The following is a 24,850-nucleotide window of genomic DNA, read 5'->3' as shown; positions in this document are numbered from 1 at the left end:
AGCGCGCTAAGGAAGGCTCAACAGGAGGACATGCATGTTGCGCAAATCCCGCATCATCCCGGAAGAGGCGCTGGCCTGTCATTTTGAGCCATCCCCCGAGGGGTATGCCGCCGAGCCTTCAACGCCAATGGCTGCGCGGCGTGATCCGTCACGTCCCTGGTCTCCCGGCGTTTCAGGTCCGGTCGAGGCGATTGCCGAAAATTCGGGCCATATCGATTCCGTCATGGTCAACCATGGCGCGTTGGCCTCGTTCTCTGTGAAATGGCTGCGCAAAGGCTCTGGCGCCAGGGCAATTGGCCCCATTTTGACGGGCACGCCCGGGACACTTCAGTTTTTGTCGACCGGGGCGATCGCGGATGACATATTGAACAGGGCGGCCATAGCGGCCCGCCGCAGAGGGGCCAAAAAGCAATGACGATTTATTGCGTCGGATCGATCAACATCGACAATGTCTACCGTTTGCCGCACCTGCCGCAAGCGGGGGAAACACTGGCAGCCGCCAGCTTTACGCGGGGGCTTGGCGGCAAGGGCGTCAACCAGTCCATTGCCGCACTGCGCGCCGGGTCGTCGGTGGTTCATATTGGTGCGATTGGCCAGGGTGATCGCTGGATCGAGGCCGAATTGACACGCCACGGCATTGCGCTCGATGCGATTACGCGGGTTGACGCTAGCACAGGCCACGCGATCATTGCCGTCGATGATGCCGCCGAAAACCAGATCATCATCTTTTCCGGGGCCAACCAGCAACAATCCGTGCCTGCCATCAACGTCGCGCTGTCCGCCGCCAAGCCGGGTGATTGTCTGTTACTGCAAAACGAGACCTCGCATCAGGTTGAGGCAGCGCAATCCGCTCGCTCAAAGAACCTGTCAGTCTTCTATTCCGCCGCGCCGTTTGTGCTGGCGCCGTTGCAAGCCGTGCTGCCCTTTGTGACGCATCTTTTGGTGAATGCCGGTGAGGCCGAGGCTTTGCAGGCTGCCACCGGAACCGCGCTGACCGATCTTCCGGTCGAGGCGGTGATCGTCACGCGTGGCTCACAAGGCGCGGAATGGATTTCAGCTGGGTCAGAGCCGCTTTTCGTGCCGTCTTTCCGCGTCGATCCGGTCGATACCACGGGGGCAGGTGATTGTTTTGCGGGATCTCTTGCCGCGGCGCTGGATCAGGGACAAACGCGGCAACAGGCCATGCGCTATGCCGCCGCCGCCGCCGCATTGCAGGTCACCAAACTGGGTGCCGCCGGCGCCATTCCGACCCGCACGCAGGTCGCGGCATTCCTGGTCGAAAACAGCTAGCACACGGAAACGCCCAAAGCCCGCCACGATTTCGTCCAGATTAGGGGTTCTTTCATAATTTGACGCGACACTCGCGTAAAGCTTGAAGGGGACGCCATGAACACGCAGGTCGAAACAGCCGGACACAGCTTGGCCGACGCCGATCATCCGCAAGTCCAACTGCCTGCCGGTGCCGGGTTGGCGCTGGCGGTTGTACTTGGCTCTGTGATGTGGCTGGGAATTTTCGCGCTTGTCCTGATCTGACGGCCAAGCTAGCGCAAGGCGGGCTACCAAAGGCAGCCCGCCTCGATTTGCGATCAGCCCTTGTCGGCGATACGCGCGTTGCGCGTCGCGATCAGCTTCAGGCGCAGGGCGTTCAGGCGGATAAACCCGGCCGCATCCTTTTGATCATAGGCACCGGCGTCATCCTCAAACGTGACATGCGCCTCGGAATACAGCGAATGCTCAGACCAGCGCGCAACCGTGCGAACCGAGCCCTTGTACAGCTTCACGCGAACGGTTCCGGTAACATGCTCCTGGCTCTTGTCGATCAACGCCTGCATCATCTCGCGTTCCGGGCTGAACCAGAACCCGTTATAGATCAGCTCCGCATAACGCGGCATGATCGAGTCCTTCAGATGGCCAGACCCTGAATCCAGCGTGATCTGCTCGATGCCGCGATGGGCCTCCAGCAACACCGTACCTCCCGGAGTTTCATAGACGCCGCGCGACTTCATGCCGACGAAACGGTTTTCCACCATATCCAGCCGCCCGACGCCATGTTTGCCGCCAAGCTCGTTCAGCTTGGTCAGGACGCCCGCCGGGGTCATCCGTTCGCCATTGATTGCCACGGCATCGCCGCGCTCGAATTCAATTTCGACCATCTCTGGCGTATCCGGTGCATCCTCAGGGGACACCGTCCGCTGATACACATATTCTGGCGCTTCTTCGCCCGGATTCTCCAACACTTTGCCCTCGGACGACGTGTGCAGCAGATTCGCATCAACCGAGAAAGGCGCTTCGCCGCGCTTGTCTTTGGCGATCGGGATCTGGTGCTTTTCGGCAAATTCCAGCAGCGTGGTGCGGCTGCTCAAATTCCACTCACGCCAGGGCGCGATCACGCGGATCGACGGGTCGAGCGCATAACACGCCAGTTCGAACCGAACCTGATCGTTGCCTTTCCCGGTCGCACCATGCGCCACCGCATCCGCACCATGCTCATGGGCAATCTGCACCAGATGCTTGGAGATCAGCGGCCGCGCAATCGACGTGCCCAGCAGATACAGCCCCTCGTACAGCGCGTTGGCGCGGAACATCGGGAAGACGAAATCGCGCACGAACTCCTCGCGCGCATCCAGAATATGAATGTTCTCGGGCTTGATACCCATCAACTCTGCTTTGCGACGGGCCGGCTCCAGCTCCTCGCCCTGACCGAGGTCGGCGGTATAGGTAATGACTTCACAACCGTATTCGGTTTGCAGCCATTTCAGGATGATCGAGGTATCGAGCCCGCCAGAATAGGCCAGCACGACTTTTTTGGGCGCGGACATGCGGAAATCTCCCATGGGAATGAAACGCGCATTGGCTAACGCCTTTGCGCGCTGCGCGCAACACCCCGTGGCGGCAACGGTTGACTCTGTGGGCCAAGCACCCCTTAGAATGTCCAAACGAAGAGGAGAGAGTTATGGAAGGTGTGCGAATCTTTATTCACGCCGTGCGGATGGTGCTGGGTAACTTGAACGTGGCACTGCGCGTTTCAGGCGCGCTCTTGGCCATCCACCTGGTCATCGGCCTGATGGCTGGCGAGGCGTATTTCTCATCCGGCATGGGTATGAGCGGCGGCGCTCCCGGCGAGATGCCGCAGTTTTCGGGGCTGATGTTCCTGCTTTCGGTCCTGCAGATCATTTTTGGCCTGTGGATCGCCGTGGCCTGGCACCGGTTTATCCTGCTCGAGGAACAACCGGGTGCGTTCTTGCCGGTCTGGAACGGCGCCGCGATCTGGTCGTATTTCAAAGCCGGATTTGTGCTGGCGTTGATCGTGATCGTGGCAGTCATCCCGATGATGTTTCTTGCGGGTCTGGTCGTGTTGCCTTTCGTCGCGGGCGACATGGGCTCGCCAGGTTTGCTTCCCGGCCTCATCGGCTTCGCGATCATGTATCTGCCCGCCGCCTATATCGCGTATCGGATCTCGCCCATGCTGCCCTCGGCCGCCGTCGGCAAGCGCATGACCGTCAAGGAAGCCTGGCAATCGACAAGCACCAGCGGCCTGTCATTCGTCGTGTTGACGCTGGTTTCGGTACTGGCCGGGTGGCTGATCTACATGCCAGCAGGGTTGCTGGCTGGGAATGCACTGATCATTGCGGTGATCTGGGCCGCGTTGGCGCAGTGGCTGTCGATCCTCGTTGGTGCCAGCATATTGACCACGATCTACGGGCACTATGTGCAAAAGCGTGAACTCAATGCCTGACAGCGCCAAACGTCCGGAGCTCTTGCGAGGCGTGGTGCATCCCTGGCACCACGATATTTTCGGCCACATGAACGTGCGCCATTATGCGCCTTTCTTTGATGACGCGTCGTTCTTTCTTTATACCGCGATGGAAATCCCCATCAACTGGCTTATGGGTGAATTTGGCGTGCATATCGTCTCGGCAAAGGCGGAAACCAACTTCATCAAGGAACTCAAAGCGGGTGACGGCTTCATCATCGACGGTGCCGTCAGCCGGATCGGCAACCGTAGTGCCACATTCCACATGCGGATGATCCACGCCGAAACGGGCGTGCGGCACGCCACCTACAATCTGACCGAAGTCTTTTTTGACCCGAACACCCGCGCGTCCGCCCCAATGCCCAACCCCGTGCGCGAGCGGTTACAACGGCACTTGATCCAGCCCTGATTTCATCTTGCCGAAAATACTCAGGGGGTGAATTCAGCGAAGCTGAAGAGGGGGCATCGCCCCTTTTCCCGTGTCACAAAACGTAACGGCTCAGATCCGCCGAGCGTGCCAGATCGCCGATGCTGTTCTCCACATAGGCGGCATCGACAACCACCGCTTGCCCGGCCCGGTCCGGCGCGGCAAAGGACAGTTCCTCGAACACCCGCTCCAGCACCGTATACAACCGACGCGCGCCGATATTCTCGACCGCGCGATTGACCTCGGCGGCGATGGCGGCCAGCGCCCTGATGCCGTCCTCGGTAAAACTGACGTCGACGTCTTCAGTGCCCATCAGCGCCGAATATTGCCGGGTCAGCGCGTTGTCGGTCTCCGTGAGGATGCGCACAAAGTCATCCTCGGTCAGCGCCCTGAGTTCCACGCGGATCGGCAGGCGGCCCTGCAATTCGGGCAGCAGGTCCGACGGTTTCGCCACATGAAACGCGCCCGAGGCGATGAACAGGATATGATCGGTTTTCACCGGGCCGTGTTTCGTGCTGACGGTCGTGCCCTCGATCAGCGGCAGCAAATCGCGCTGCACGCCCTCGCGGCTGACATCCGCGCCACGGGTTTCGGCGCGCGCGCAAACCTTGTCGATCTCATCTAGGAAGACGATGCCGTTCTGCTCGACGGCCTCCAACGCCGCGGTTTTGACTGCCTCTTCATCCAGCAGTTTGTCGGCCTCTTCCGAGACCAGCAATTCGTGGCTTTCGCTGACCGTCAGGCGTTTCTTCGTCGTCCGTTGGCCAAAGGCCTTGCCGAACAGATCGCCCAGATTCAGACCCTGCGCCTGCATGCCGGGGATTTCCATCATCGGCATCGAGGGGGCGGCGTCCATCACCTCAAGCTCGATCACCGTGTCGTCCAACTCGCCCGCCCGCAGTTTCGTGCGGAACAGATCGCGCGTTCCGCTGCGTGCGTCCTTGCCGGCGATGGCGTCGAGCACCCGGTCCTCGGCATTGGACTGGGCGCGGGCGCGCACCTGATCGCGCATCTCGTCGCGCGTCTGGGTCATCGCCACATCCACCAGATCGCGGATGATTTGCTCCACATCGCGGCCGACATAGCCGACCTCGGTGAACTTGGTCGCCTCGACCTTGAGGAACGGCGCGCGCGCCAGCTTTGCCAAGCGGCGGCTGATCTCGGTTTTGCCCACGCCGGTCGGCCCGATCATCAGGATATTCTTGGGGTAAACCTCTTCTTGCATCGCCGGGTCCAGTTGCTTGCGCCGCCAACGGTTGCGCAAAGCCACGGCCACGGCGCGCTTGGCGTCCGATTGGCCGATGATGAAGCGATCCAGTTCGGACACAATTTCGCGAGGGGTCAGGGCGGTCATTTGCGGATCGTCTCCACTGTCAGGTTTCCGTTCGTGTAGACGCAGATCGACGCGGCAATCGCCATCGCTTTGCGGGCCACGTCTTCGGCGGGCATGTCGGTTTCCATCAAGCCGCGCGCCGCAGCCAGGGCAAAGTTCCCGCCAGAGCCAATCGCGGCGATGTCATGTTCGGGCTCCAGAACATCGCCCGCGCCGGTGATCACCAGCAGGTCCGCGCCATCGGTGACGATCAGCATCGCCTCGAGGTTGCGCAGGTATTTGTCCATGCGCCAGTCTTTCGCCAGGTCCACACAGGCCCGCTGCAATTGCCCCGGCGAGGCTTCGAGCTTCTTTTCAAGCCGTTCCAGCAGGGTGAAGGCGTCGGCGGTAGACCCAGCGAACCCCGCGACAATCTCACGCCCCGGCGCACCGATGCGTCGCACCTTGCGGGCCGAGCCCTTGATCACGGTTTGCCCAAGACTGACCTGCCCGTCGCCCGCAACCACCACCTCACCGCCACGGCGCACAGCCACGATGGTTGTGCCATGCCAACCGGGGAATTTCTGTTCCGCCATTGCGAACCTCTTTCGTTTCCTTGCCCCTATATGGCGGCGCGAACCCGGTATCACAAGAACCCCCTCTGGCGGGTTGCGCGGGGCGCGGCTAGTCTGCGGGCATGAAAACAGTTCACCCCTCCTTGGTTTTGCCTGACCCTGACGCGACCCTCCGCCTTGCGCAATCGCTGGTGCCCAAATTGGGCGCGGGCGACGTGTTGCTGCTCGAAGGCGAGATTGGTGCGGGCAAGACCCACTTCGCGCGCGGTCTCATTCAGGCGCTGGTTGATGAGGATGTCCCCTCGCCGACGTTTACTCTGGTACAGACCTATGACGCGCCGGATTTCGAGATTTGGCACGCTGATCTTTATCGCCTGAGCCACCCTGACGAGGCGTTGGAACTGGGGTTGACCGAGGCTTTTGATACCGCGCTGTGTCTGGTCGAGTGGCCGGAAAAACTGGGTTCAGATCGGCCGAAAAAGGCTCTGACACTGCGGTTTTCGCCTGTTGGTGACGGGCGCGAGGTTCAGTTCCTGTCAGATAATTCCGATTGGGTCGCGCGATTGAAGGAACATACCGATGTTTGAGGCACAGACAGAACCGCGTGTGTTTGGCATCGCACCCGGCATGGATTTCCCCTTGGCGCTGGCGCAGGGGTTGAGGGCGCGATTGCAGGGCCAACCGCCCGAGGCCATCGCTCGGGTTGAGGTGATCGTGAACACAGCACGCATGCAAGCCCGTTTGCGTGATGCGCTGATTGCCGACGGGCCGGGTTTTCTGCCGCGGATTCGTCTGATCGAGGATCTCGCGAACGACCACGCCCCCGAAAACCCGCTGCGCAGCCGGCTGGCCTTGGCGCAGGCGATCCGCGCGTTGTTGCATCAAGAGCCCGACCTCGGCCCGACGACCGCCGCGTTCTCGCTGTCCGATAGCCTGTTTCGCCTGCTCGACGAAATGCAGGGCGAAGGCGTTGCGCTGGATGTTCTCGATCAGCTGGACGTGAGCAACCATTCCGACCATTGGACCCGCTCGCTTCGCTTCATCCGCCTGATCACCGAGTTTTATGGCCCGGTTTCCGGCGGACAGGGTCGGCTGCGGCGTGCGATCGAGGAAAAGATCGCGATCTGGGGCACGACTCCGCCGCAGCACCCGATCCTTGTTGCGGGGTCAACCGGTTCGCGCGGCCCTTCATCCTTGCTGATGCAAGCGGTTGCACGGCTGCCGCAGGGCGCTTTGGTTTTGCCGGGGTTCGATGCGGTGATGCCGTCCTCGGTCTGGCACGGGTTCGACGATCCGCTCCACAACGAGGATCACCCGCAATTTCGCTATGCCCGCCTGACCGAGGCGCTGAACATGGCGGCGGCGGATGTCCGTCGCTGGACCAACCAGCCGCCACCGAATCCGTCGCGCAATGCGCTGGTGTCCCTGGCCCTGCGCCCCGCGCCTGTTACGGACCAGTGGTTGCGCGATGGGCCAGCGTTGGGCGACCTCACTCAGGCGACGGATGCCATCACCCTCATCGAGGCCAGCGGCCCGCGGCAAGAGGCGCTGTCGATTGCGCTGTGTCTGCGACAGGCGGCGGTTGATGGCAAGAAAGCGGCTCTGATAACGCCGGATCGGGTCTTGGCGCGGCGGGTGACAGCGGCGCTGGATGGATGGAACATACACCCAGATGACTCCGCTGGGCGTCCTCTGGCGCTGTCTGCGCCGGGGCGTTATCTGCGGCTTTGTGCCGAATTGCTGAACGGCACTGTGTCGTCCGAGGCGCTGGTGGCGTTGCTCAAGCACCCGATCACCCATAGCGCCTCGGATCGCGGACCGCATTTGCGCCATTTGCGCGACTTGGAGCTGCATGTTCGTCGGCGCGCGATACCGTATCCGGATGCCGAGACCTTAGCGATTTGGGCCGCCCGCAAAGAGGATCGTGGCCCCTGGGTTGAATGGCTGAACCAGGGGTTGTCGCTGCTGGATGGGCCACCCGTCAGACCCCTTGCCGACTGGATCGCGACGCAGCTTCGCTTTGCCGAGCACATGGCGATGGGTGCTGGAGGCGCTAACACAGGCGAGTTGTGGAAAGCGGATGCAGGCGACAAGGCGCGGACCGTGTTCGATGAATTGCGCGAGCACGCAGCCTATGGTGGAGAGATGCAAAGCCGCGAGTTTTCGGCTTTGTTAGACACTGTTTTCGTCGGCAAAGAAGTGCGCGAAACCATCGAGACCCGGGCCAATATCATGATCTGGGGCACATTGGAGGCGCGCGCGCAGGGGGCCGATCTGATCATTCTGGGCGGCTTGGTCGAGGGGACCTGGCCCGCCTCGCCGCAGCCCGATCCCTGGTTCAACCGACAAATGCGGCATGACGCCGGGTTGTTATTGCCCGAACGCCAAATCGGCCTGTCGGCGCATGATTTTCAACTGGCAATCGCCGGGGCCGAGGTTGTGTTGTCACGCGCAAAACGGAATGCCGAGGCCGAGACCGTGCCCTCACGTTGGCTTAACCGGCTGACCAACTTGATTGGTGGGTTGCCGGCGCAAAACGGCCCGGACGTCTTGAAAGCGATGCGCGCGCGCGGGCAGCGGTGGATTGAGATGGCGCAGCTTTTTGATGCCGACCTTGCGGGCGTCCCGGAAGCGGCAAAGGTCCGAAACCCGCGCCCCGCACCCGCGCCGCCGGTCTCCGCGCGTCCCAAGGAACTGTCGGTGACGCGGATCGAAAAGCTGGTGCGCGACCCCTATGCGATTTACGCCGAGTATGTGCTGAAGCTCCGCCGCCTCGATCCGCTTGCGCCAGAGCCTGATGCGAGGGTCAAAGGCACCGTGATTCACAGGGTTCTGGATGAATATGTGCAACAGCACCCCCCAGGGACTTCGGGCAATGTTCAAGCGTTTTTGGCAATTGCAGAGACTGTTTTGGCCGAAGAATGCCCGTGGCAGGCGGTTCGGTTGCATTGGCTCGCACGTCTGCAACAAACGGCGGCGCAGTTTGTCGCCTGGAACGCCGAGATCGACGCGGAATTGGCCGTGTCCGAGAAAAAGGCGCGCTTGGTGTTGACCGATCCGCCCTTCGTTCTGACGGGCAAACCCGACCGCATTGACCGAACGCCCGACGGGCAGGTGCAGATTTATGACTATAAAACCGGCCAACTGCCCACCAAGAAGCAGCAGGCGCATTTCAACAAGCAACTCGTCTTGCTGGCGATCATGGCCGAGGATGGCGCCTTTGAAGATCTTGGGCCGGTTTGCGTGAGTCGCGCGGAATATGTTGGGCTTGGGGCTGCGTTCAAACAAGTCGCAGCGCCGATAGGCCCCGAAGATCTTGCCGCGCATCGCAAAGATCTGGCGGCACTGCTGCGCGAATACGGCTCTGCGGCGCAGGGCTACACCGCAATGCGCGCCGTCGCGACCGAGGACCGGATCGACGATTACCACCCGCTTGCCAGACGCGGCGAATGGCAACCGTCGGATGCGTCAGAAACCATACCCGTGGGGGATCACGATGCATGAGGCGTCACAACGGCAGATTGATGCCGCGCATCCCGGCCAATCGACGTGGCTTTCGGCCAATGCCGGGTCGGGCAAAACCAAGGTTCTGACGGATCGCGTGGCGCGCCTGTTGCTGCATGAAACGCCGCCGCAGCGGATTTTGTGCCTGACCTATACCAAGGCCGCGGCCAGCGAGATGCAGAACCGGCTGTTTCGGCGCTTGGGTCAGTGGGCGATGCTTCCTGATCCCGAGTTGATCGACGCCCTGCGCGATCTTGGCGAAGATGTTGACGCCAAGCCCGACATCCTGCTGCGTGCCCGGCGGTTGTTCGCACGGGCAATCGAGACGCCCGGCGGGCTGAAGATCCAGACGATTCACGCGTTTTGCAGCGCCGTCCTGCGGCGCTTTCCGCTTGAGGCTGCAGTCTCGCCCGATTTCTCCGAGGCCGAGGAGCGCAGCTTGCAGCAACTGCGGGTGGAGTTGCTGGATCGGTTGGCGCAGGGACCGGATGCGGGCGTGTTGTCGGATCTGCTGACACGGCTCAACGAAGATGCGTTTGGCCGGGTTTTGCAGGATTTGGGCAAGCATAGAGACGGTTTCGAGGGCGACATGCCCGACCTTCGCGCGCTGTTTGACCTGCCGCCCGGCTATACCGAAGCCACCTTGCTGGCCGACGCCTTCGATGGTGATGAGCTTGATCTGCTGTCACGGTTGCTGCCGTTTCTGCGGGCGGGCAGCACAAATGACATCAAGCTGGCAAAAGTGCTGGCGGGGATTGATGCGCTGAACCTCGATGCGATTGCGACGCTTGAGGGCAAGCTGCTGTTCAGCGCTGGTGCAAAAACACCATTCGCGGCCAAAGTCGGCAAGGTGATGACCGGTCCGACGCAGGCCAAAGTGGGCGTCGACGACAGCGAGGCGCTGGATGCTCTGGCGCTGCGGATCGAAGATGTGCGCCTGCGTCGGCAAGCGCTGGACGCCTTGCGCGCCACGGAAACGCTGCATCGATTCGCACGGCTGTGGCTGCCCAGCTTCGATGCCGCCAAAACCGCGCGTGGCTGGCTTGATTTTGACGATCTGATCCGGCTGACACGGCGTTTGCTGGGGGTTTCCTCGGTCGCGCAATGGGTTCTGTTCAAGCTGGATGGCGGGATCGATCACATTCTGGTGGACGAGGCGCAAGACACCAGCCCCGAACAATGGCGCGTGATTGACCTGCTGACGCAAGAATTCGCGGCGGGTCAGGGGGCACGGCACGAGGATCGGACAATCTTTGTCGTCGGGGATCGCAAGCAGTCCATCTATTCGTTTCAAGGGGCCGATTTGCGCGGTTTCGAGGCCACGCATGACGCATTTCACCAGCGTCTTGCGGATGCCGGGCAGGCGTTGGTGCGGTCGGATTTGAAGCATTCGTTCCGCTCGTCCGACGCGATCTTGCGCCTGGTGGATCATTGTTTCGCGCCCGAGCATGGCGACTCGGGCCTCGGTGGCGCGTCCGAGCATGTGGCGTTTCATCTGCATAAACCGGGGCGCGTTGATCTTTGGCCCGCGATTGAGGCGCCAGAGAAAGACGATGATCAACCGTGGTTCGAGCCGCTTGACCGCCCGTCAAAGTCGCACCCAGAGATTATCTTGGCGCACACCATCGCGCAGGAAATCCGCGCGATGATCGACCGCGGCGAACAGATCGACACGGAGGCAGGGCCGCGCCCGGTGCATGAGGGTGATTTCCTGATCCTCGTGCGGCGGCGGCGCGTTTTGTTCAACGCGCTGATCCGGTCGTGCAAAGCGCTCGGGCTGGAGATCGCCGGGGCCGACCGCTTGCTGTTGAGCGAAGAACTGGCGGTTCAGGACCTGATCGCCCTGCTGAAATTCCTGGCACTGCCCGAGGATGACCTGTCCTTGGCGGTGGCGCTGCGGTCGCCTGTGTTCGGGTGGAGCGAGGATCGTTTGTACCGTTTGGCGCAGGGTCGGGGTGACCAATATCTGTGGGAAGCGCTGCGCCATGACGCCCAAGCGGTTGAGGCGCGCGCCGTTCTCGATGACTTGCGTCGGCAGGTCGATTTCCTGCGGCCCTTCGAGTTGATCGAGCGGATCTTGACGAAACACGACCGCCGCCACCGCATTCGCGCGCGATTCGGGGCCGAGGTGGATGAAGCGTTGGAGGCGTTTGTCGATCTCGCGCTGAGTTATGAGCAGGGGCACATCCCGTCGCTTGACGGGTTTCTGGGGTGGCTTGAGGCCAGCGATGCCGAGGTGAAACGCCAAACCGAATCGGCCGGACGGCGGGTTCGGGTGATGACGGTTCACGGGGCCAAGGGGTTGGAGGCACCGATTGTGATCCTGCCCGACACCGCCGCGCGAAAACCGCCAACCTCGCCGGCGATTGCGCAGATTGACGGTGTGCCCATTCTCAGGACGATCAAAGCCAACGCAACCGAGGCGCAACTGGCCGCAGATGCCGCCGCCGCCGCTTTGCGCGAGGAGGAAAACGATCGGTTGCTGTACGTTGCGTTGACGCGGGCCGAAAGCTGGCTGATCGTGGCCTGCGCGGGCGACCCGGCGGCAGAGTCAAGTTGGTACGCCAAGGTTGCTTTGGGCATGGAAAGTCTGGCCACCATACCGCTGGAAACCGCGCTGGGCGAGGGGGCTCGGCATGAACATGGCGTTTGGCCAAGGGCGCTGGGCGAAACGCCTGCATCTGACGCCGCGCAGGCGCAAACCCTGACGTTGGCCGATATTCCAGCGGCACCGGCAAAGCAGAAAACCGTGTCTCCGACAGCGCTGGGTGGGGCCAAGGCGCTTGCGGGCGCGGGTGATGATACAGACACGGCATTGGCGCGCGGGTCGTTGATTCACCGGCTGTTGGAGGTTTTGCCGACCGTTCCAGACCATCAGCGTGCGGCGGAAGGCTTGGCGCTTTTGGCCAGATCTGGCGACCCCGACGATGGTGCGGCTTGCTTGGCCGAGGCGCTGTCTGTGCTGGCCAATCCGGAACTGGCGCAGGTGTTCGACCGCACGGCGTTGATCGAAGTCGCGGTGGCGGGAACCTGGAATCAGCAGGGGCTTTGGGGCGTGATTGACCGGCTCTTGATTGATGACACGCGCGTGCTGGCGATTGATTTCAAGTCGAATCGCGTGGTGCCGCGCGATGCTGCCAGTGTACCCGAGGGGATTTTGCGGCAGATGGGTGCCTATGCGCACCTGCTGGCTGCGATTTACCCCGGACGACGGATCGAAACCGCACTGCTCTGGACGTCACAGGCTCGTTTGATGATGTTGGATGCGCCGATCGTAAACGCCGCACTTGCCCGCGCCGCCCTTGACCCGGCAGAGCCCGCTTCTTAGGTAGGAAGCAGACAACGATCCTTGGCCCATGCGGCCCGATTCAGGAGAAAGCCATGCCCACAGTAGCCGTCACCGATGCGAATTTCGACGCAGAGGTCCGCGATAGCGACCTGCCCGTCGTCATTGATTTCTGGGCAGAGTGGTGCGGCCCTTGCAAGCAGATCGGCCCAGCCCTTGAGGAATTGTCCGAGGAATATGCCGGCCGCGTGAAGATCGCCAAGGTCAATGTGGACGAAAACCCTGAGGTCACGGCGGCGATGGGGATTCGCGGAATCCCGGCGCTGTTCATGGTCAAGGAAGGCAAGATCATTGCCAACAAGGTCGGTGCTGCGCCAAAGGCCGCGCTGGCATCATGGATTGACTCAGCCCTCTGACGGCTTTGGCCGGCCAAAGTCCGGCCTGCTCAAGCGCTTGCGCGAAGAATTTGCGCGCGTTGAACTGCCCTGGGGTCCGCCTCCGGGGCAGTTTTTTGTAGGTCGTGCTGAATGAAGGAAATCATCAGCGCGCCGGTCTCTGTGCGGCGCGCCTCGACGCTCAGGCGCTCGCCGTCGGGCAGGGCCATGATGCCAGTGACCGGCACCGGTTCGTCGCTGTTGGGGCGTGTAAGCGAGGCGATGCGCGTCCAAAGTTGCGGGTTGTTGCTGGCTTCGCGCCAATTTTCCAAAGCTTCGGGCAGGGTTACAGCGGTCAGGGCGTCTTCGCCCTCCAAGGTCCAGAGTTTTGAAAAGGCGGTGTTGGTCAGAACCAACTGGCCGTTCGCCGCAAAGACCGCGATGGCCGAATCGATCTGGTTCAACACGGATTGGCTGGTTTCCATCTCGGCGCGGACGTGGCGGGTCATATGGGTTTCCGACGTTATATCCTCGATCAGAAACGCCAGTGCCCCATCTGGATGCGGATTGGTGCTGACCCGGAATGTTTGGCCGGTAGGCAGAGTCCATGTTTCCTCGAATCCACCGGTCGGGGCGGTGGTTTCGATATCCAGCAAACGGCGTGCCCAGCTGCGATAATCGCGCGGCTCGGGCAGAACCCGCTTGTCACGCATCCGGTTCAGGAACCCCTCGAGACCAGGGCGCGACAAGAGGAACTCGGTCTCGAGGCCGGTCAGATCGGTGAGGGCCGGGTTGAACATCTGCAGGCGACGCGCGCGATCAAACACCGCCAACCCGATGGGAAGCGTCGCAAATGTCTTGGTGAGCGTTTGGATAAAGTCGTGCTTTGCGCGATCGGCCTGATGCGCTTCATCGGCGGGCAGCGCGAACGCCAGATGCCCTTCTTCGTCGGGCACCCGGCTGACGTCGAACCAGTTTGACCGCTTCTTGCCCGTGGATTCCGTCAGACTGAGCCGGTGCGTCGCATTTGCATCGCCCAGCGGAAACAGCGCGGGCAGGGGCCAGGTTGTCAATTCCGCGTCGTCGGCGAGGCTGCGCAGATACGCGCCATTCGCCCAGGTGATCTGCCCCTGAGACCCTTCGCGCCAGAGCATGAAGGGGGCCGTGTCAATCAGGCGGCGCAGCAGGGCCAATTCATCCTGAGTTGCGCGATAGCTAAGCCGATCCATCGTCACCACACCGTTCTCGGCCAGCGTATCGACCAACGTCAGGCGCAGCGTGCCGTTTGATCGTTCGGCGATGATTTCGAGTTTGGCAGACGCATTCCGCGACGGAACCGACCTGCGTTCGCGCTCTGGCACGTCCTGCAAGACCGCCTCGAGGTCAGGGAAGTCGCGCGACAGGAACTGGGTCAATCGCTGCCATACGTCTTGAGAGCTGGTATTTCCCTGCTTGCCAAGCGTTGCAAGCAGGGCAACCCCACGTTCGTTCGCGTCAATCAGCGTTGTGCCCTCGAACAAGAAAACCGGATCGCCACCCCCTTGCCCCGGGGCTGTGGCACGGGATGGCGTTTTGCGAAAAGCCCCCATGATGAGCAGCACCGCGAACATCGTGAGCGCGGAGGTTGCGACAAGTAATAGTGCGAAATATAGATTCTGTTGCATCAATACATCCTGCCAGCGAAGCGATCAGCTTGCTTAAGAATGATCAAGATTGGTTAAGGTCGCGTTAAAGTGTGTTACCGACGGGCGTCTTGTGACTGCTTGATGTGGGGGTTTTCACCCAAGGGGCCGCGCGGATCCGCCTGGATCGCATCGCGAGGCCAATTGACCTCGGCCATTGCGCCACAGCGGGTTCCGGGAAATCCCTGCGGTCGGTTCCGGTCGGTGCAATTGTCGAATCGCACCACCGCGCCGGTGCGTTCCAGCAGTGTTTTCGCGATGAAAAGCCCCAGGCCCATCCCCTCGTATTCGGACCGTTTTTCGCCCCGGCGATCCCGCAGATAGGGCTCGCCGATACGGCTGAGCAGATAGACCGGATAGCCCGGCCCATCATCGGTCACGCGCACCGAGATGCTTGTGTCGGTCCATGTCGCCTCGACCCAGACGTGATCCTGCGCAAAGTCGACCGCGTTCTGGATCAGATTGCGAAGTCCGTGGATGATTTCGGGCATACGCAGAATTTCGGGCATGCGTCCCGAATCGGTGTTGGCCGTGGCGCTGAAGAGGATTGTCTTGCCGCGATTGAGATGGGGTGAGGCGGCGTCAGTCAGGATCGTTTCCAGCGGGGCGTGGCGCAGATGCATGTCGTCTTTACCCGCCTCGCCCATCGAGTGCAGGATTGCGCGACAACGGTCCGCCTGTTCGCGGATCAAGCGTGCGTCATCAGCCAGGTCCGGTTCATCGTGCAAGGCGTCGATGAGCTCGGCCGATGCCAATTTGATGGTCGCCAATGGGGTGCCCAATTCATGCGCGGCGGCGGCAATGACCCCGCCGAGGTCGGTCAACTTTTGCTCGCGCGCCAGAGCAATGCGCATCGCCAGAAGCGCCTCGGTCAGCGCCAGTTTTTCGGCGGCAATCGAACGGGAATAGAGGCCGATAAACGCGATACCGATGACCAGCGCAGCCCAGAAGCCGAAGCGGAAAAGCTCAGGCAGGGCAAGGATGGTGCCGTCCCGCATATGGATCGGCTCAAAGGCAAACGCCAGAAATGTCGCAAGCCCGATCGCCAGCGCGCCCAAGATCAACGTGCTTCGCAGTTGCAGGGCGGTGGCGGCGATGGTGACGGGTGCGATCAGCATCAGCGCGAAGGGATTGATCAAGCCGCCCGTCAAGAACAGCAACAACGTCAGTTGCGCCATGTCAAAGGCCAAGGTCAGCATGGCCTCGAGTTCGGACAGGCGCTTGCTGCGCGGATAGATATAGCTGCTCAGGATATTGGTCATCACCGAGACGCCAACCACCCCGAGGCAAAGCACCAGCGGAAACTCCAGCCGCAACCCATAGGCGGCGACAAGAAGGGCGATCACCTGACCACTGGCTGCCAACCAGCGCACACGGGTCAGGGTTTGCAGCCGGATCCAATGCCCCTGGACATCTCGGTTCATCAGTCCAGTGGTTTGCATATCCATCAAGCGGCCTGTTGTCGCGGTCACGGGTTTGGCATTGTTAAGTGCAGCACTCTGGGGCATCAAGCGCAACCATGAACAGGTTTTCAACGAGGGTGCCATGATCAAAGCGTATTCAGCCGGAGCAGCGGTGTTTATCGCAGCGCTATTGGGTGTTTTGGGCTGGCTGGCCTTTGCGCCGCGCGACGATGACCCATTTGGCCCCTGCCGCACCACGGCGGTTCAAGGGGGGCTTGGCTCCATTGGTGGGCCGTTCGAACTGGTGAATTCACTGGGTGAAACCGTGACTGACGCCGATGTCATCACCATGCCGTCGATCCTGTATTTCGGCTATACATTCTGCCCGGATGTGTGCCCGCTGGACAGTGCGCGCAATGCGCTTGCGACCGAGTTGCTGGAGGCCGAGGGCCATATCGTGCAGCCGGTGTTCATCACCGTTGACCCGGCCCGCGACACACCCGAAGTGGTTGGCGAGTTCGCCAGCATTTTCCACGACCGCATGATTGGCCTGACAGGCAGCGATGCGCAGGTTCGCGCCGCCTCGCAAGCGTACCGCACCTTTTTTGCGCGGCATGACGCCGAGGACGAATTTTACCTCGTTGATCATTCGACGTTCAGTTATTTCGTCCTTCCCGGCCACGGCACTGTCGAAGTGTTCCGCCACGACACCCCCGCCGAGGACGTGGCCCGCGCCGCGCAGTGTTTTCTTGAACGCGCACAATAAACACATCTTATACAACCACAGGATTTGACCTTCATCCGCGCAGCGCCTACATCATTCTGAGCAATGAGAGGGGCTCTGCATGGCTGATGATAGCGCGCTGGACTTGGGCGATGATCCGTCGCTTCTTCTGGTGGATGACGACGAGGTCTTTCTCAAACGCCTGGCGCGCGCCATGGAGCGTCGCGGATTTGTGGTTGAAACCGCCAATTCCGTTGCGGCCGGCAAGGCGCTGGCGACCTCTCGGCCCCCGGCTTATGCGGTGATTGATCTGCGCCTGAACGATGGTAACGGGCTCGATGTGGTCGAGGCCTTGCGCACCAAGCGGCCCGACGCGCGAATCGTCGTGCTGACCGGCTACGGCGCGATTGCGACGGCAGTTGCGGCGGTGAAAATTGGCGCGACCGATTACCTCTCGAAACCTGCCGATGCCGATGAGGTGGTCAACGCCTTGATGCAACGCGAGGGGGCTGTACTGCCAGAGCCGCCCGAAAACCCGATGTCCGCGGACCGTGTGCGGTGGGAGCATATTCAGCGCGTGTATGAACAATGTGACCGCAATGTCAGCGAAACCGCGCGGCGGTTGTCGATGCATCGCAGAACCTTGCAGCGCATTCTCGCCAAACGCAGCCCGCGTTAATCCCCTTCAAGCAAGGCCCTCAGATCGCGCAGGATCGGCAGAACCGCGCGGATCTGCGCTTCGCCAAGGGATTCTCCGACCGCTGAAATAACTGGCGAAATCGCCTGAATCGCCTCGTCGCGCGCCCGTCGTCCCGAGGGGCTGATTCCGACAAACTTCTGCCGCGCGTCGTTCCAGTCAGGGCGAATATGGACATACCCCGCGGTTTCAAGCTTTTGCAGCGTGTTGGTCATAGCGCCGCGCGTGACGTGAAAAGCTTTGGCCAATTGCGCGGGCGTGCGTTCGTCGGTGGTGCGCGCCAGATGGTTGAGCACGCTGAATTGTGACAGCTCCAGCCCCTTTGGCAGTTTCTTGATCACACGCGCGCGCGCCAACTGATCGGCCATGAACAGCTCTGCCAAGAGCGAAATGGCAAGATCATCGGTTGTTTTCACGCGGGGCCTCCGGGTGGCTCATAGGCGCGGTCGTGGGTCAGCGCCGGAATGCGGCGGCGGGCATCGCGGACGGTGTCCATAGCAAGATCGGCAAAAATCACACCCGGCTCGGTGCCCGCATCGGCCAGAACCTCGCCCCAGGGCGCGATGATCAGCGCATGACCCCAGGTCGCGCGATCGCGGCCGGTGGTGTTGGGGTGATTGCCGGTCTGCGCCGGCGCCAAGACGTAGCAGCCTGTCTCGATGGCCCGCGCGCGCAGCAAGGTTTCCCAATGCGCCTTGCCGGTCACCGGGCTGAAGGCGGCGGGAACGCACAAGACCTGCGCGCCCGCCTTGGCCAGATCGCGAAACAGATGCGGAAAGCGAACATCATAGCAGATCGTCATGCCCAGAGTTGCAAAGGGGGTCTGCGCCACGACGGCCCGCGCACCGGGACGAATGGCCGAGGACTCGCGGTAGGTTTCGGTTTCCGAGACCTGCACATCGAACAGGTGAATCTTGTCATACCGTGCGGCGATGTCGCCGGTGGGCGTGATCAGCAGCGAGCGGTTGGCAAAGCGGCCATCCGGGTCGTCGGTCTTGACGATGATCGAGCCCACCAAGACCCAAATGCCGGCGCGCGCGGCTTCTTCGCGCAGCATGGCCAGGACCGGGTCTGCGGCCTCGACGCGCAGCACGTCGTGTTGATGCGATCGACTGGCCGAAATGCAATTGGTGGCCTCGGGCGTCACCACAAACCCGGCCCCGCCCGCGACAGCCCGTTGCAGCGCGTCCCGCACGAGGGCTACGTTTTCATCGGGCAAATCCCCGACGCAAAGCTGCAACAGGCCCGCGCGCATGGTCACGCGCTCGCGGCCAGCATTGCGTCCAGCTTGCCTTGACGATCCAGCGCGTGCAGATCATCCGACCCGCCCACATGGACACCGTTGATAAAGATTTGCGGCACGGTGCGGCCACCGTTTGCGCGTTTGACCATCTCGGCCTTGCGCGTCGGATCGGCGATCACGTCGATTTCGGTGAAACTTGCGCCCTTTGTGGACAGCAAGCGCTTCGCCCGGTGGCAATACCCGCAGAAGGGCGAGGAATAGATTTCGATCTTGGCCATGGTGCATCCTTTCGCGTCCTGAAAGGATGTAGTGGTCCGCGATGTACTTGTGAACCATTTTCCATAAAGGAAAGATTATTCCTCGCGGCCTACCCGCGCCATCACCACCACATCGACCGTATCGGCACCGGCCCCAAAGCACGCTTCGGTCGCGGCGGCGAGGGTCGCGCCCGAGGTCATCACATCGTCAACCAACACCACATGCCGCCCCTCGATCTGGTGGGCGCGCTTGGGGTGGGCAGCGATTGCGCCTTGCAGGTTCTCGAACCGCCCGGCGCGGGTTCTGCCGTCTTGCGTGGTGGTCCGGCGGGTACGCAGCAGCAAATCCGGGCAGTGCGGGCGGTTGATGTCACGCGCGAGGGCGGCCGCCAGCAACGCTGATTGATTGTAGCGCCGCTTGAACAAGCGCCAGCGATGCAGGGGGACCGGAACAACCACGGTATCGGGCCGGATCAGTGGCGACAGGCGGCGCGCCATCCAGCGCCCGGCGGGGGTGGCGATGTCGTGGCGGTCGCCATATTTCAACGCCAGCACCATCCGCCGCGCGACGTCGCCGTAAACCAATGCGGCACGACCGTGCGCCCAAGGGCGCGCGACTGTCAGGCAATCATCGCAGAGTGCCTCCCCCTCGTCGGCGTTGCCCAGCAAGGGGATGCCGCATTTGTCGCAGGCCAACCCGCTGACAAAGGGCGTATCGCTCCAACAGGCGGCGCAAAGCGTGCCGGGGTCTTGCACGGCGACGTCACAGGCCAGGCAATGGGGCGGATAGAGCGTGTCGAGCAGCCCACGCGCCCCCGCGATCAGCAAAGATCCGGCGCGCGTGCTCTTGACTTCAGCGGCCGTCAGGCGAAACACAGACCCCATGAAAAACCCGATACCCCCTGCTTTGACCGACCGCGACGCGTTGCAACGATTCCGCGCCCGTGCGCTGCGTAACCCGGCGTTGTTCCTGCATGAGGACGCCGCTGATGAGGTTCAGGAAAGACTGGAGGAGGTTAACAGAACGTTTATTTCTCCGGCAATCGTGACGCCTTTCCCTCAAATTTGGCAGAATAGGCTGCCGAGTGCTCGGTTGGTGCCTGATGACGGGGTGCTGGACCTTGAAGTTGGCGCGCATGATCTGGTGATTCACGCGCTGGCGCTGCATTGGGCCGATGACCCGTTGGGGCAGATCATCCAATGCCGCCGCGCACTACGGCCCGACGGGCTGTTCATGGGCGTGATGTTTGGCGGCCAAAGCCTGAGCGAGTTGCGCGCGGTTCTGGCGCAGGCGGAATCGGATGTGACCGGCGGTTTGGCCCCGCGAATCGTACCGATGGGCGAAATCCGCGATCTTGGCGGGTTGTTGCAGCGTGCCGGGCTTGCCTTGCCGGTCGCGGACGGGTTCACACGGACGATTCTCTATCGTGATTTTCAGCATCTGGTGTCCGATCTGCGCGCGATGGGCGAATCGAATGCGCTGGCCAGCCGTCACAAGGGTGGTTTGTCGCGTGCGGTGCTGGCGCGGGCCGAGGCGCTTTATCGTGAGACCTTTGCCGATGAGGCCGGGCGCCTGCAGGCCACCGTCGAGACGATCTTTCTGACCGGCTGGGCGCCATCTGACACGCAACAGAAACCGCTGCGGCCCGGATCAGCGGCGCAACGCTTGGCGGATGCGTTGGGCGCGGTTGAAACGCCATTGGAACCGGCGCCCTTTGCCGCACCTCGCCCCGCCAAGGATTGACCTTGCCCGCAGGCCCGCTAGGTGAGGGGCGACGCCACCGAAAGGAAGCCCATGACCGACGCTCAATGCCCCATTCACAAGGATCAGCCCGGGAAAGGCCGTCTTGCGCATGCGCCCGCGGATCATCCGGCGATTGCGCCTGCCAAGGTCGGGGTGCTGATTGCCAATCTGGGGACGCCGGACCATTACGACTATTGGTCGATGCGGCGCTATCTGAACGAGTTTTTGTCGGACAAGCGGGTCATCGATATCGCCTCGTGGAAATGGCAGCCGCTGCTGCAATTGATTATCCTGACCAAGCGGCCTTTCACCTCGGGCGCGAATTACAAATCCATCTGGAACCACGACAAGGGCGAAAGCCCGTTGATGACGATCACCAAGGACCAACGCGCGGCGCTGTCAGAGCGGATGCAGGCGCAATTTGGTGATTCGGTGATGGTGGAGTTCTGCATGCGCTACGGCAACCCGTCGACGAAATCGGTGGTGCGGCGCATGGTGGACGCGGGTTGCGAAAAAATCCTGTTCTTTCCGCTCTATCCGCAGAATGCGGGGGCAACGACCGCGACCGCCAACGACCAGTTCTTCCGCGCCTTGATGCAGGAAAAATGGCAACCCGCGGCGCGCACCGTGCCCGCTTATTTTGACGACCCCCGGTATATCGAGGCTTTGGCGCAATCGGTGGAGCGCGTCTGGAACCCGATGGCACAAAAACCCGAAGTTCTGGTGGCCTCGTATCACGGAATGCCCAAACGGTATTTGCTCGAGGGCGATCCGTATCATTGCCAGTGCCAGAAAACGACGCGGTTGCTGCGCGAGCGGTTGGGCTGGCGCGACTCAATGATTGATACCACGTTTCAATCGGTTTTCGGCCGCGAGGAGTGGTTGCGGCCCTACACGGTCGAGCATGTGGCGGCGTTGGCGAAATCCGGCGTCAAGCGAATCGCCGTGATTGCACCGGCGTTTGCGGCGGATTGCATTGAAACGCTGGAAGAAATCGAAGGCGAGATTCGCGAGGCGTTCGAGCACGCCGGCGGCGAATCATTTACCTATATCCCCTGCCTCAATGACGACGCCGCGCATATGGATGCGCTTGCCGCCATCGTCCAGGACAACCTGCGCGGCTGGCTGGGGTAAGGTGCCGGGTCAAATTTGGACCCGGAATAGCGAAAGGGGTCAGACTTGACGTCTGACCCCTTTGCTTAATCGGCAGCGAATGCAGATTAGGAAGCCAGTGCGGCAACCAGGATCAGCAGAAGCAGTGGAACAACGATGCCACCAACCGATGACGACGAGTGAGCCACGATGACTTCAGGCTCGACGTATGGTTCGACGTAGCCCGAAGCCAAAGCTGCGGTGCCGGTGACTGCGATCAGAGCAGCGAGAGCGAGTTTCTTCATTTGTCAACCTCCAGTATTTGCGCACTTCTACAAATTCTTATAACGGGCAGAATGCGCACCCAAGACGATACCTCGTAGCCCTCTCAAACCAGTTTGCGGTGTGAAATGCAACGGGTGAGTTTTGGCTTTTCCGCGACTTGGCCGCAATGTCGTCAAATTAGCAACACCTGCATGCCGATTTGTGCGAAACCATAAAGCTCGGCAATGTGCTCGTTGTAGAGCCCAATGCATCCATTGGATGAGCGACGTCCGATTTTGCGCGTGTCGTGCGTGCCGTGGATGCGATAATATTGCCATCCCAGGTACAAAGCGTGGCTGCCCAGCGGATTTTCCGGGCCAGGACCGACATAGGCCGGCCATTCCGGGTTTCTTTCGCGCATCGACGGGGTCGGGCGCCATTCCGGACCTTCCACCATGCGGGTGACGGTGGTGCTGCCGCGGCGTGTCAATTCGTCGCTCATCGGAACTGATGAGGGGTACAGGCGATAGATGCTTTCATCCTCGGACCAGTAATGCACCGCCCGGCTATCGGTATCCGCCAGAATCGCGCCGCGCCGCAGATGCGAAAAGTAATCGCGCCATTGCAATGTGCGAAAGCTCGAGATGTTGCGTGGCGTGGTGTCGCGCACATCGGTTTCAATCTCGGTGCTGTTGGTCATCGACGGATCAACGGGCCGGGCCGTCTGGGCCAGAACCGCAGGAGCCGCAAGCAGGCCACCCAGCGCGGCAGAACCGACCAGAAAGCCACGCCGATCAGGGCGCAGAAATTTGTTGTTCGACATTGTTTTTGCCTCGGTCGCTCGATTTTTTTCTTTTTATACGACAAATCTGTCGCAATCGCAACGCAAGCTCATGTGAGGGTGCGGAGTTGCAATTGAACTTTCTCAACATTTTGTCTAAGGGATTGAAGCACCCCATTGACAGGAATGCCATGCCCAGTCCCGTTTATCCCGCATTGATCGCGCTTGCAGCGGTAACAGCTTGCTCGGCACCCGGAACCGCGATGCGCTTGGGGGCGAATGGTCGGCCGGTTCCGGTGGTCTACCGGATCTCCGAGCAGGATGTTCCCCGGATTCAGGCGCGGATGCGCGATGCGATCAACACGGTGCGCGCGCAAACCGGTCTGGCACCTGTGGAATTGAGCATCGAACTGACCTCGGCCGCCGCGACCCATGCCCGTGACATGTCGATTCAGGGGCGGCAGTGGCATTTTGGATCGGACGGATCCTCGCCCATCGACCGGGTGAATCGCGTGGGTTATCGCGGGTCTTTTCTGGGTGAAACGCTGTCAGAGACCTATGAAACCGAGCTGGAAACGCTGACGGCCTGGCTGGATCGCCGCGATACGCGGGCGATCATCCTCGATCCACGCGCCCGCGAAATCGGCTTTTCCTGGTTTCAGGAACCCACCGGCAGATTGTGGTGGGTCTTGACCACCGGAGTTTCGGCGCAGGTCTAAGGGTACAGAACGATTTCTGTGCCGATATTGATCATTGAATAAATATCTTCGATCTCGCGGTCGGTGACGGTGATGCAGCCAACGCTCCAGTCGCCGGACCGCCAACGATTGCCGCGCCCTTGACCATGGATGAAGATGTCACCGCCCGGGCTCAGGCCCAAAGCCTCGGCGCGCGCGGTGTCTTCTGCGTTGGGATACGAGATCCCCAGCGACAGATGATACGTGCTCTGCGGATTGCGCCGATCAATGACATAGCGCCCCTCAGGCGTGCGGCTATCGCCTTCATACACCTTGTGGCCGACGGGGTTTTGCCCCAGGCCAATCACATACTCGTGCAGCATCTGGTCGTGATGCCACAGCTCCATCCGGCGCGCGCCCTTGTAAACACGAATCTCGGTGATCTCGGGGCCGTTATAGTCCAGAAAACGCGGCGCACGGCTACATGCGGCCAGCAACATCAGGACTGCAACCCGGCGCGTGACTAGCGCAACCATCGGATAACTCCTCGTAAAAAGGCAGCATCACCGGGGTTTCCCAACAGGTCAGCAGCGGCTTCAGGCTTCAGCCACTGCGCAGAATGGCCGGGTTCGGTTGGTGCCGCGACACGCCGCACCGGTAGCGCCATATACACCGAACAAAGCTTTTCCGCCCAGAGGTTATATTCCGGCATGTAGGTAAACCGGCGAAAAGCCCCCAGCCGGCGCGGCTTTGCAATGCGCCAACCGGTTTCCTCCATCACCTCGCGGTGCAGGGCTTGCAGGGGTGATTCGCCCGGATCAATGCCGCCGCCCGGCAATTGAAGCTCGGGCCTCGGGTCGGTCTGATGGGTCAGCAATACCCGTCCGTGGCGCCACAGAATCGCGTAAACCCCAGGCCGCCGGCGATAGTGGCGGCCTGATTTGGGTGGTGAGCCATAGCGCGGGATCATCGCAGTTCCTTTCGATTCGGGCCCGAATCAGCTTTGCCCCTTGGCCCGGAGGATTGCATTCCTATATGAGGACCTCAAAGCCAA

27 protein-coding genes are annotated in these 24,850 nt (G+C 61.5%); 14 read left to right on the top strand and 13 right to left on the bottom strand.

The features are described from left to right. Positions 1–34: 34 nt before the first annotated feature. From VDQ28_RS06440 to VDQ28_RS06430, 3 genes are all read left to right on the top strand, one after another. Positions 35–415 carry a phosphate acyltransferase gene (locus VDQ28_RS06440; RefSeq protein WP_323035146.1) on the top strand — a complete coding sequence of 127 codons (381 nt, stop codon included), beginning with the start codon at positions 35–37 and terminating at the stop codon, positions 413–415. Continuing rightward, the gene (locus VDQ28_RS06435) at positions 412–1,290 is read left to right on the top strand and encodes a ribokinase (RefSeq protein WP_323035145.1); all 879 of its coding nucleotides are present in this window, start codon (positions 412–414) and stop codon (positions 1,288–1,290) included. The genes VDQ28_RS06440 and VDQ28_RS06435 overlap by 4 nt, the downstream gene beginning before the upstream one ends. A 96-nt stretch (positions 1,291–1,386) precedes the next feature. Then, a complete protein-coding gene (locus VDQ28_RS06430; protein WP_323035144.1) occupies positions 1,387–1,533 on the top strand; it encodes a hypothetical protein in 147 nt (48 codons plus the stop codon). A gap of 53 nt (positions 1,534–1,586) precedes the next feature. On the opposite strand, the gene VDQ28_RS06425 is transcribed toward VDQ28_RS06430, so the two are convergent. Further along, positions 1,587–2,819 carry an argininosuccinate synthase gene (locus tag VDQ28_RS06425; protein WP_323035143.1) on the bottom strand — a complete coding sequence of 411 codons (1,233 nt, stop codon included), beginning with the start codon at positions 2,817–2,819 and terminating at the stop codon, positions 1,587–1,589. Positions 2,820–2,953: 134 nt separating this feature from the next. On the opposite strand from VDQ28_RS06425, the gene VDQ28_RS06420 reads away from it, so the two are divergent. Both VDQ28_RS06420 and VDQ28_RS06415 read left to right on the top strand, forming a co-directional pair. After that, positions 2,954–3,736: a hypothetical protein gene (locus VDQ28_RS06420; protein WP_323035142.1), complete on the top strand. Its 783-nt coding sequence runs from the start codon at positions 2,954–2,956 to the stop codon at positions 3,734–3,736. Beyond that, the gene (locus VDQ28_RS06415; protein ID WP_323035141.1) at positions 3,729–4,163 is read left to right on the top strand and encodes a thioesterase family protein; all 435 of its coding nucleotides are present in this window, start codon (positions 3,729–3,731) and stop codon (positions 4,161–4,163) included. The genes VDQ28_RS06420 and VDQ28_RS06415 overlap by 8 nt, the downstream gene beginning before the upstream one ends. A 73-nt stretch (positions 4,164–4,236) precedes the next feature. Here the strand turns inward: VDQ28_RS06415 and hslU are convergent, their stop codons facing one another. Together hslU and hslV are read right to left on the bottom strand one after the other, a co-directional pair. Further along, complete coding sequence (gene hslU / locus VDQ28_RS06410) at positions 4,237–5,535, bottom strand: ATP-dependent protease ATPase subunit HslU (RefSeq protein WP_323035140.1); 1,299 nt, start codon at positions 5,533–5,535, stop codon at positions 4,237–4,239. Next, positions 5,532–6,089, bottom strand: a complete 558-nt coding sequence (gene hslV, locus VDQ28_RS06405; RefSeq protein WP_323035139.1) for an ATP-dependent protease subunit HslV — start codon at positions 6,087–6,089, stop codon at positions 5,532–5,534. The genes hslU and hslV overlap by 4 nt, the downstream gene beginning before the upstream one ends. 101 nt (positions 6,090–6,190) lie before the next feature. Here hslV and tsaE point away from each other — a divergent pair, with 101 nt between their 5' ends. Genes tsaE through trxA form a run of 4 tightly spaced genes read left to right on the top strand, consistent with a single transcriptional unit; the run spans position 6,191 to position 13,274 of the window. Further along, positions 6,191–6,655 (top strand): tRNA (adenosine(37)-N6)-threonylcarbamoyltransferase complex ATPase subunit type 1 TsaE, encoded by a 465-nt coding sequence (gene tsaE / locus VDQ28_RS06400; protein ID WP_323035138.1) that lies wholly within the window; start codon positions 6,191–6,193, stop codon positions 6,653–6,655. Continuing rightward, positions 6,648–9,572: a double-strand break repair protein AddB gene (gene addB / locus VDQ28_RS06395; protein WP_323035137.1), complete on the top strand. Its 2,925-nt coding sequence runs from the start codon at positions 6,648–6,650 to the stop codon at positions 9,570–9,572. Before tsaE ends, addB begins: the two co-directional genes overlap by 8 nt. Further along, positions 9,565–12,900: a double-strand break repair helicase AddA gene (gene addA / locus VDQ28_RS06390; RefSeq protein ID WP_323035136.1), complete on the top strand. Its 3,336-nt coding sequence runs from the start codon at positions 9,565–9,567 to the stop codon at positions 12,898–12,900. The genes addB and addA overlap by 8 nt, the downstream gene beginning before the upstream one ends. A 53-nt stretch (positions 12,901–12,953) precedes the next feature. Further along, on the top strand, positions 12,954–13,274 hold the full coding sequence (gene trxA / locus VDQ28_RS06385) for a thioredoxin (protein ID WP_323035135.1): 321 nt from the start codon (positions 12,954–12,956) through the stop codon (positions 13,272–13,274). 29 nt (positions 13,275–13,303) lie between these two features. Here the strand turns inward: trxA and VDQ28_RS06380 are convergent, their stop codons facing one another. Together VDQ28_RS06380 and regB are read right to left on the bottom strand one after the other, a co-directional pair. Next, positions 13,304–14,896, bottom strand: a complete 1,593-nt coding sequence (locus VDQ28_RS06380; protein ID WP_323035134.1) for a PAS-domain containing protein — start codon at positions 14,894–14,896, stop codon at positions 13,304–13,306. Between the two features lie 74 nt (positions 14,897–14,970). Next, entirely contained in the window at positions 14,971–16,362 is a 1,392-nt protein-coding gene (regB, locus tag VDQ28_RS06375; RefSeq protein WP_323038076.1) for a sensor histidine kinase RegB, read from the bottom strand. A 97-nt stretch (positions 16,363–16,459) separates the two neighbouring features. On the opposite strand from regB, the gene VDQ28_RS06370 reads away from it, so the two are divergent. Both VDQ28_RS06370 and VDQ28_RS06365 read left to right on the top strand, forming a co-directional pair. Then, positions 16,460–17,083 carry an SCO family protein gene (locus tag VDQ28_RS06370; RefSeq protein ID WP_323035133.1) on the top strand — a complete coding sequence of 208 codons (624 nt, stop codon included), beginning with the start codon at positions 16,460–16,462 and terminating at the stop codon, positions 17,081–17,083. Positions 17,084–17,162: 79 nt separating this feature from the next. Next, positions 17,163–17,720, top strand: a complete 558-nt coding sequence (locus tag VDQ28_RS06365) for an ActR/PrrA/RegA family redox response regulator transcription factor (RefSeq protein ID WP_323035132.1) — start codon at positions 17,163–17,165, stop codon at positions 17,718–17,720. Here VDQ28_RS06365 and VDQ28_RS06360 read toward each other — a convergent pair. The 4 genes from VDQ28_RS06360 to VDQ28_RS06345 all read right to left on the bottom strand — a co-directional run bounded on the left by VDQ28_RS06360 (position 17,717) and on the right by VDQ28_RS06345 (position 20,123). Next, entirely contained in the window at positions 17,717–18,106 is a 390-nt protein-coding gene (locus VDQ28_RS06360; protein WP_323038075.1) for a MarR family winged helix-turn-helix transcriptional regulator, read from the bottom strand. The genes VDQ28_RS06365 and VDQ28_RS06360 overlap by 4 nt on opposite strands. 44 nt (positions 18,107–18,150) lie before the next feature. Further along, the gene (locus VDQ28_RS06355) at positions 18,151–18,993 is read right to left on the bottom strand and encodes a carbon-nitrogen hydrolase family protein (RefSeq protein ID WP_323038074.1); all 843 of its coding nucleotides are present in this window, start codon (positions 18,991–18,993) and stop codon (positions 18,151–18,153) included. Positions 18,994–18,995: 2 nt separating this feature from the next. Continuing rightward, on the bottom strand, positions 18,996–19,259 hold the full coding sequence (gene grxC / locus VDQ28_RS06350) for a glutaredoxin 3 (RefSeq protein WP_323035131.1): 264 nt from the start codon (positions 19,257–19,259) through the stop codon (positions 18,996–18,998). Positions 19,260–19,334: 75 nt separating this feature from the next. Continuing rightward, a complete protein-coding gene (locus VDQ28_RS06345; RefSeq protein WP_323035130.1) occupies positions 19,335–20,123 on the bottom strand; it encodes a ComF family protein in 789 nt (262 codons plus the stop codon). A 10-nt stretch (positions 20,124–20,133) separates the two neighbouring features. Between VDQ28_RS06345 and VDQ28_RS06340 the strand changes: the two genes are divergently transcribed. Next, entirely contained in the window at positions 20,134–20,982 is an 849-nt protein-coding gene (locus VDQ28_RS06340) for an SAM-dependent methyltransferase (protein WP_323038073.1), read from the top strand. 51 nt (positions 20,983–21,033) lie between these two features. Then, complete coding sequence (gene hemH, locus VDQ28_RS06335) at positions 21,034–22,116, top strand: ferrochelatase (RefSeq protein WP_323035129.1); 1,083 nt, start codon at positions 21,034–21,036, stop codon at positions 22,114–22,116. An 86-nt stretch (positions 22,117–22,202) separates the two neighbouring features. Here hemH and VDQ28_RS06330 read toward each other — a convergent pair whose 3' ends face one another. Together VDQ28_RS06330 and VDQ28_RS06325 are read right to left on the bottom strand one after the other, a co-directional pair. Continuing rightward, a complete protein-coding gene (locus VDQ28_RS06330) occupies positions 22,203–22,379 on the bottom strand; it encodes a hypothetical protein (protein WP_323035128.1) in 177 nt (58 codons plus the stop codon). 152 nt (positions 22,380–22,531) lie between these two features. Beyond that, positions 22,532–23,161 (bottom strand): L,D-transpeptidase, encoded by a 630-nt coding sequence (locus tag VDQ28_RS06325; RefSeq protein WP_323035127.1) that lies wholly within the window; start codon positions 23,159–23,161, stop codon positions 22,532–22,534. Between the two features lie 149 nt (positions 23,162–23,310). On the opposite strand from VDQ28_RS06325, the gene VDQ28_RS06320 reads away from it, so the two are divergent. Further along, positions 23,311–23,838: a CAP domain-containing protein gene (locus VDQ28_RS06320; RefSeq protein ID WP_323035126.1), complete on the top strand. Its 528-nt coding sequence runs from the start codon at positions 23,311–23,313 to the stop codon at positions 23,836–23,838. Here the strand turns inward: VDQ28_RS06320 and VDQ28_RS06315 are convergent. Both VDQ28_RS06315 and VDQ28_RS06310 read right to left on the bottom strand, forming a co-directional pair. Further along, positions 23,835–24,332, bottom strand: a complete 498-nt coding sequence (locus tag VDQ28_RS06315) for a L,D-transpeptidase family protein (RefSeq protein ID WP_323035125.1) — start codon at positions 24,330–24,332, stop codon at positions 23,835–23,837. The two genes, VDQ28_RS06320 and VDQ28_RS06315, sit on opposite strands and share 4 nt — an antisense overlap. Beyond that, positions 24,320–24,766 (bottom strand): NUDIX hydrolase, encoded by a 447-nt coding sequence (locus VDQ28_RS06310; protein WP_323035124.1) that lies wholly within the window; start codon positions 24,764–24,766, stop codon positions 24,320–24,322. The genes VDQ28_RS06315 and VDQ28_RS06310 overlap by 13 nt, the downstream gene beginning before the upstream one ends. Positions 24,767–24,850: the final 84 nt, after the last annotated feature.

This window comes from Pararhodobacter sp. (assembly GCF_034676545.1).
Taxonomy (GTDB): Bacteria; Pseudomonadota; Alphaproteobacteria; order Rhodobacterales; family Rhodobacteraceae; genus Pararhodobacter.
The sequence above is the reverse complement of the archived record's forward strand: the minus strand, read 5'-3'. Positions and strand labels throughout refer to the sequence as shown.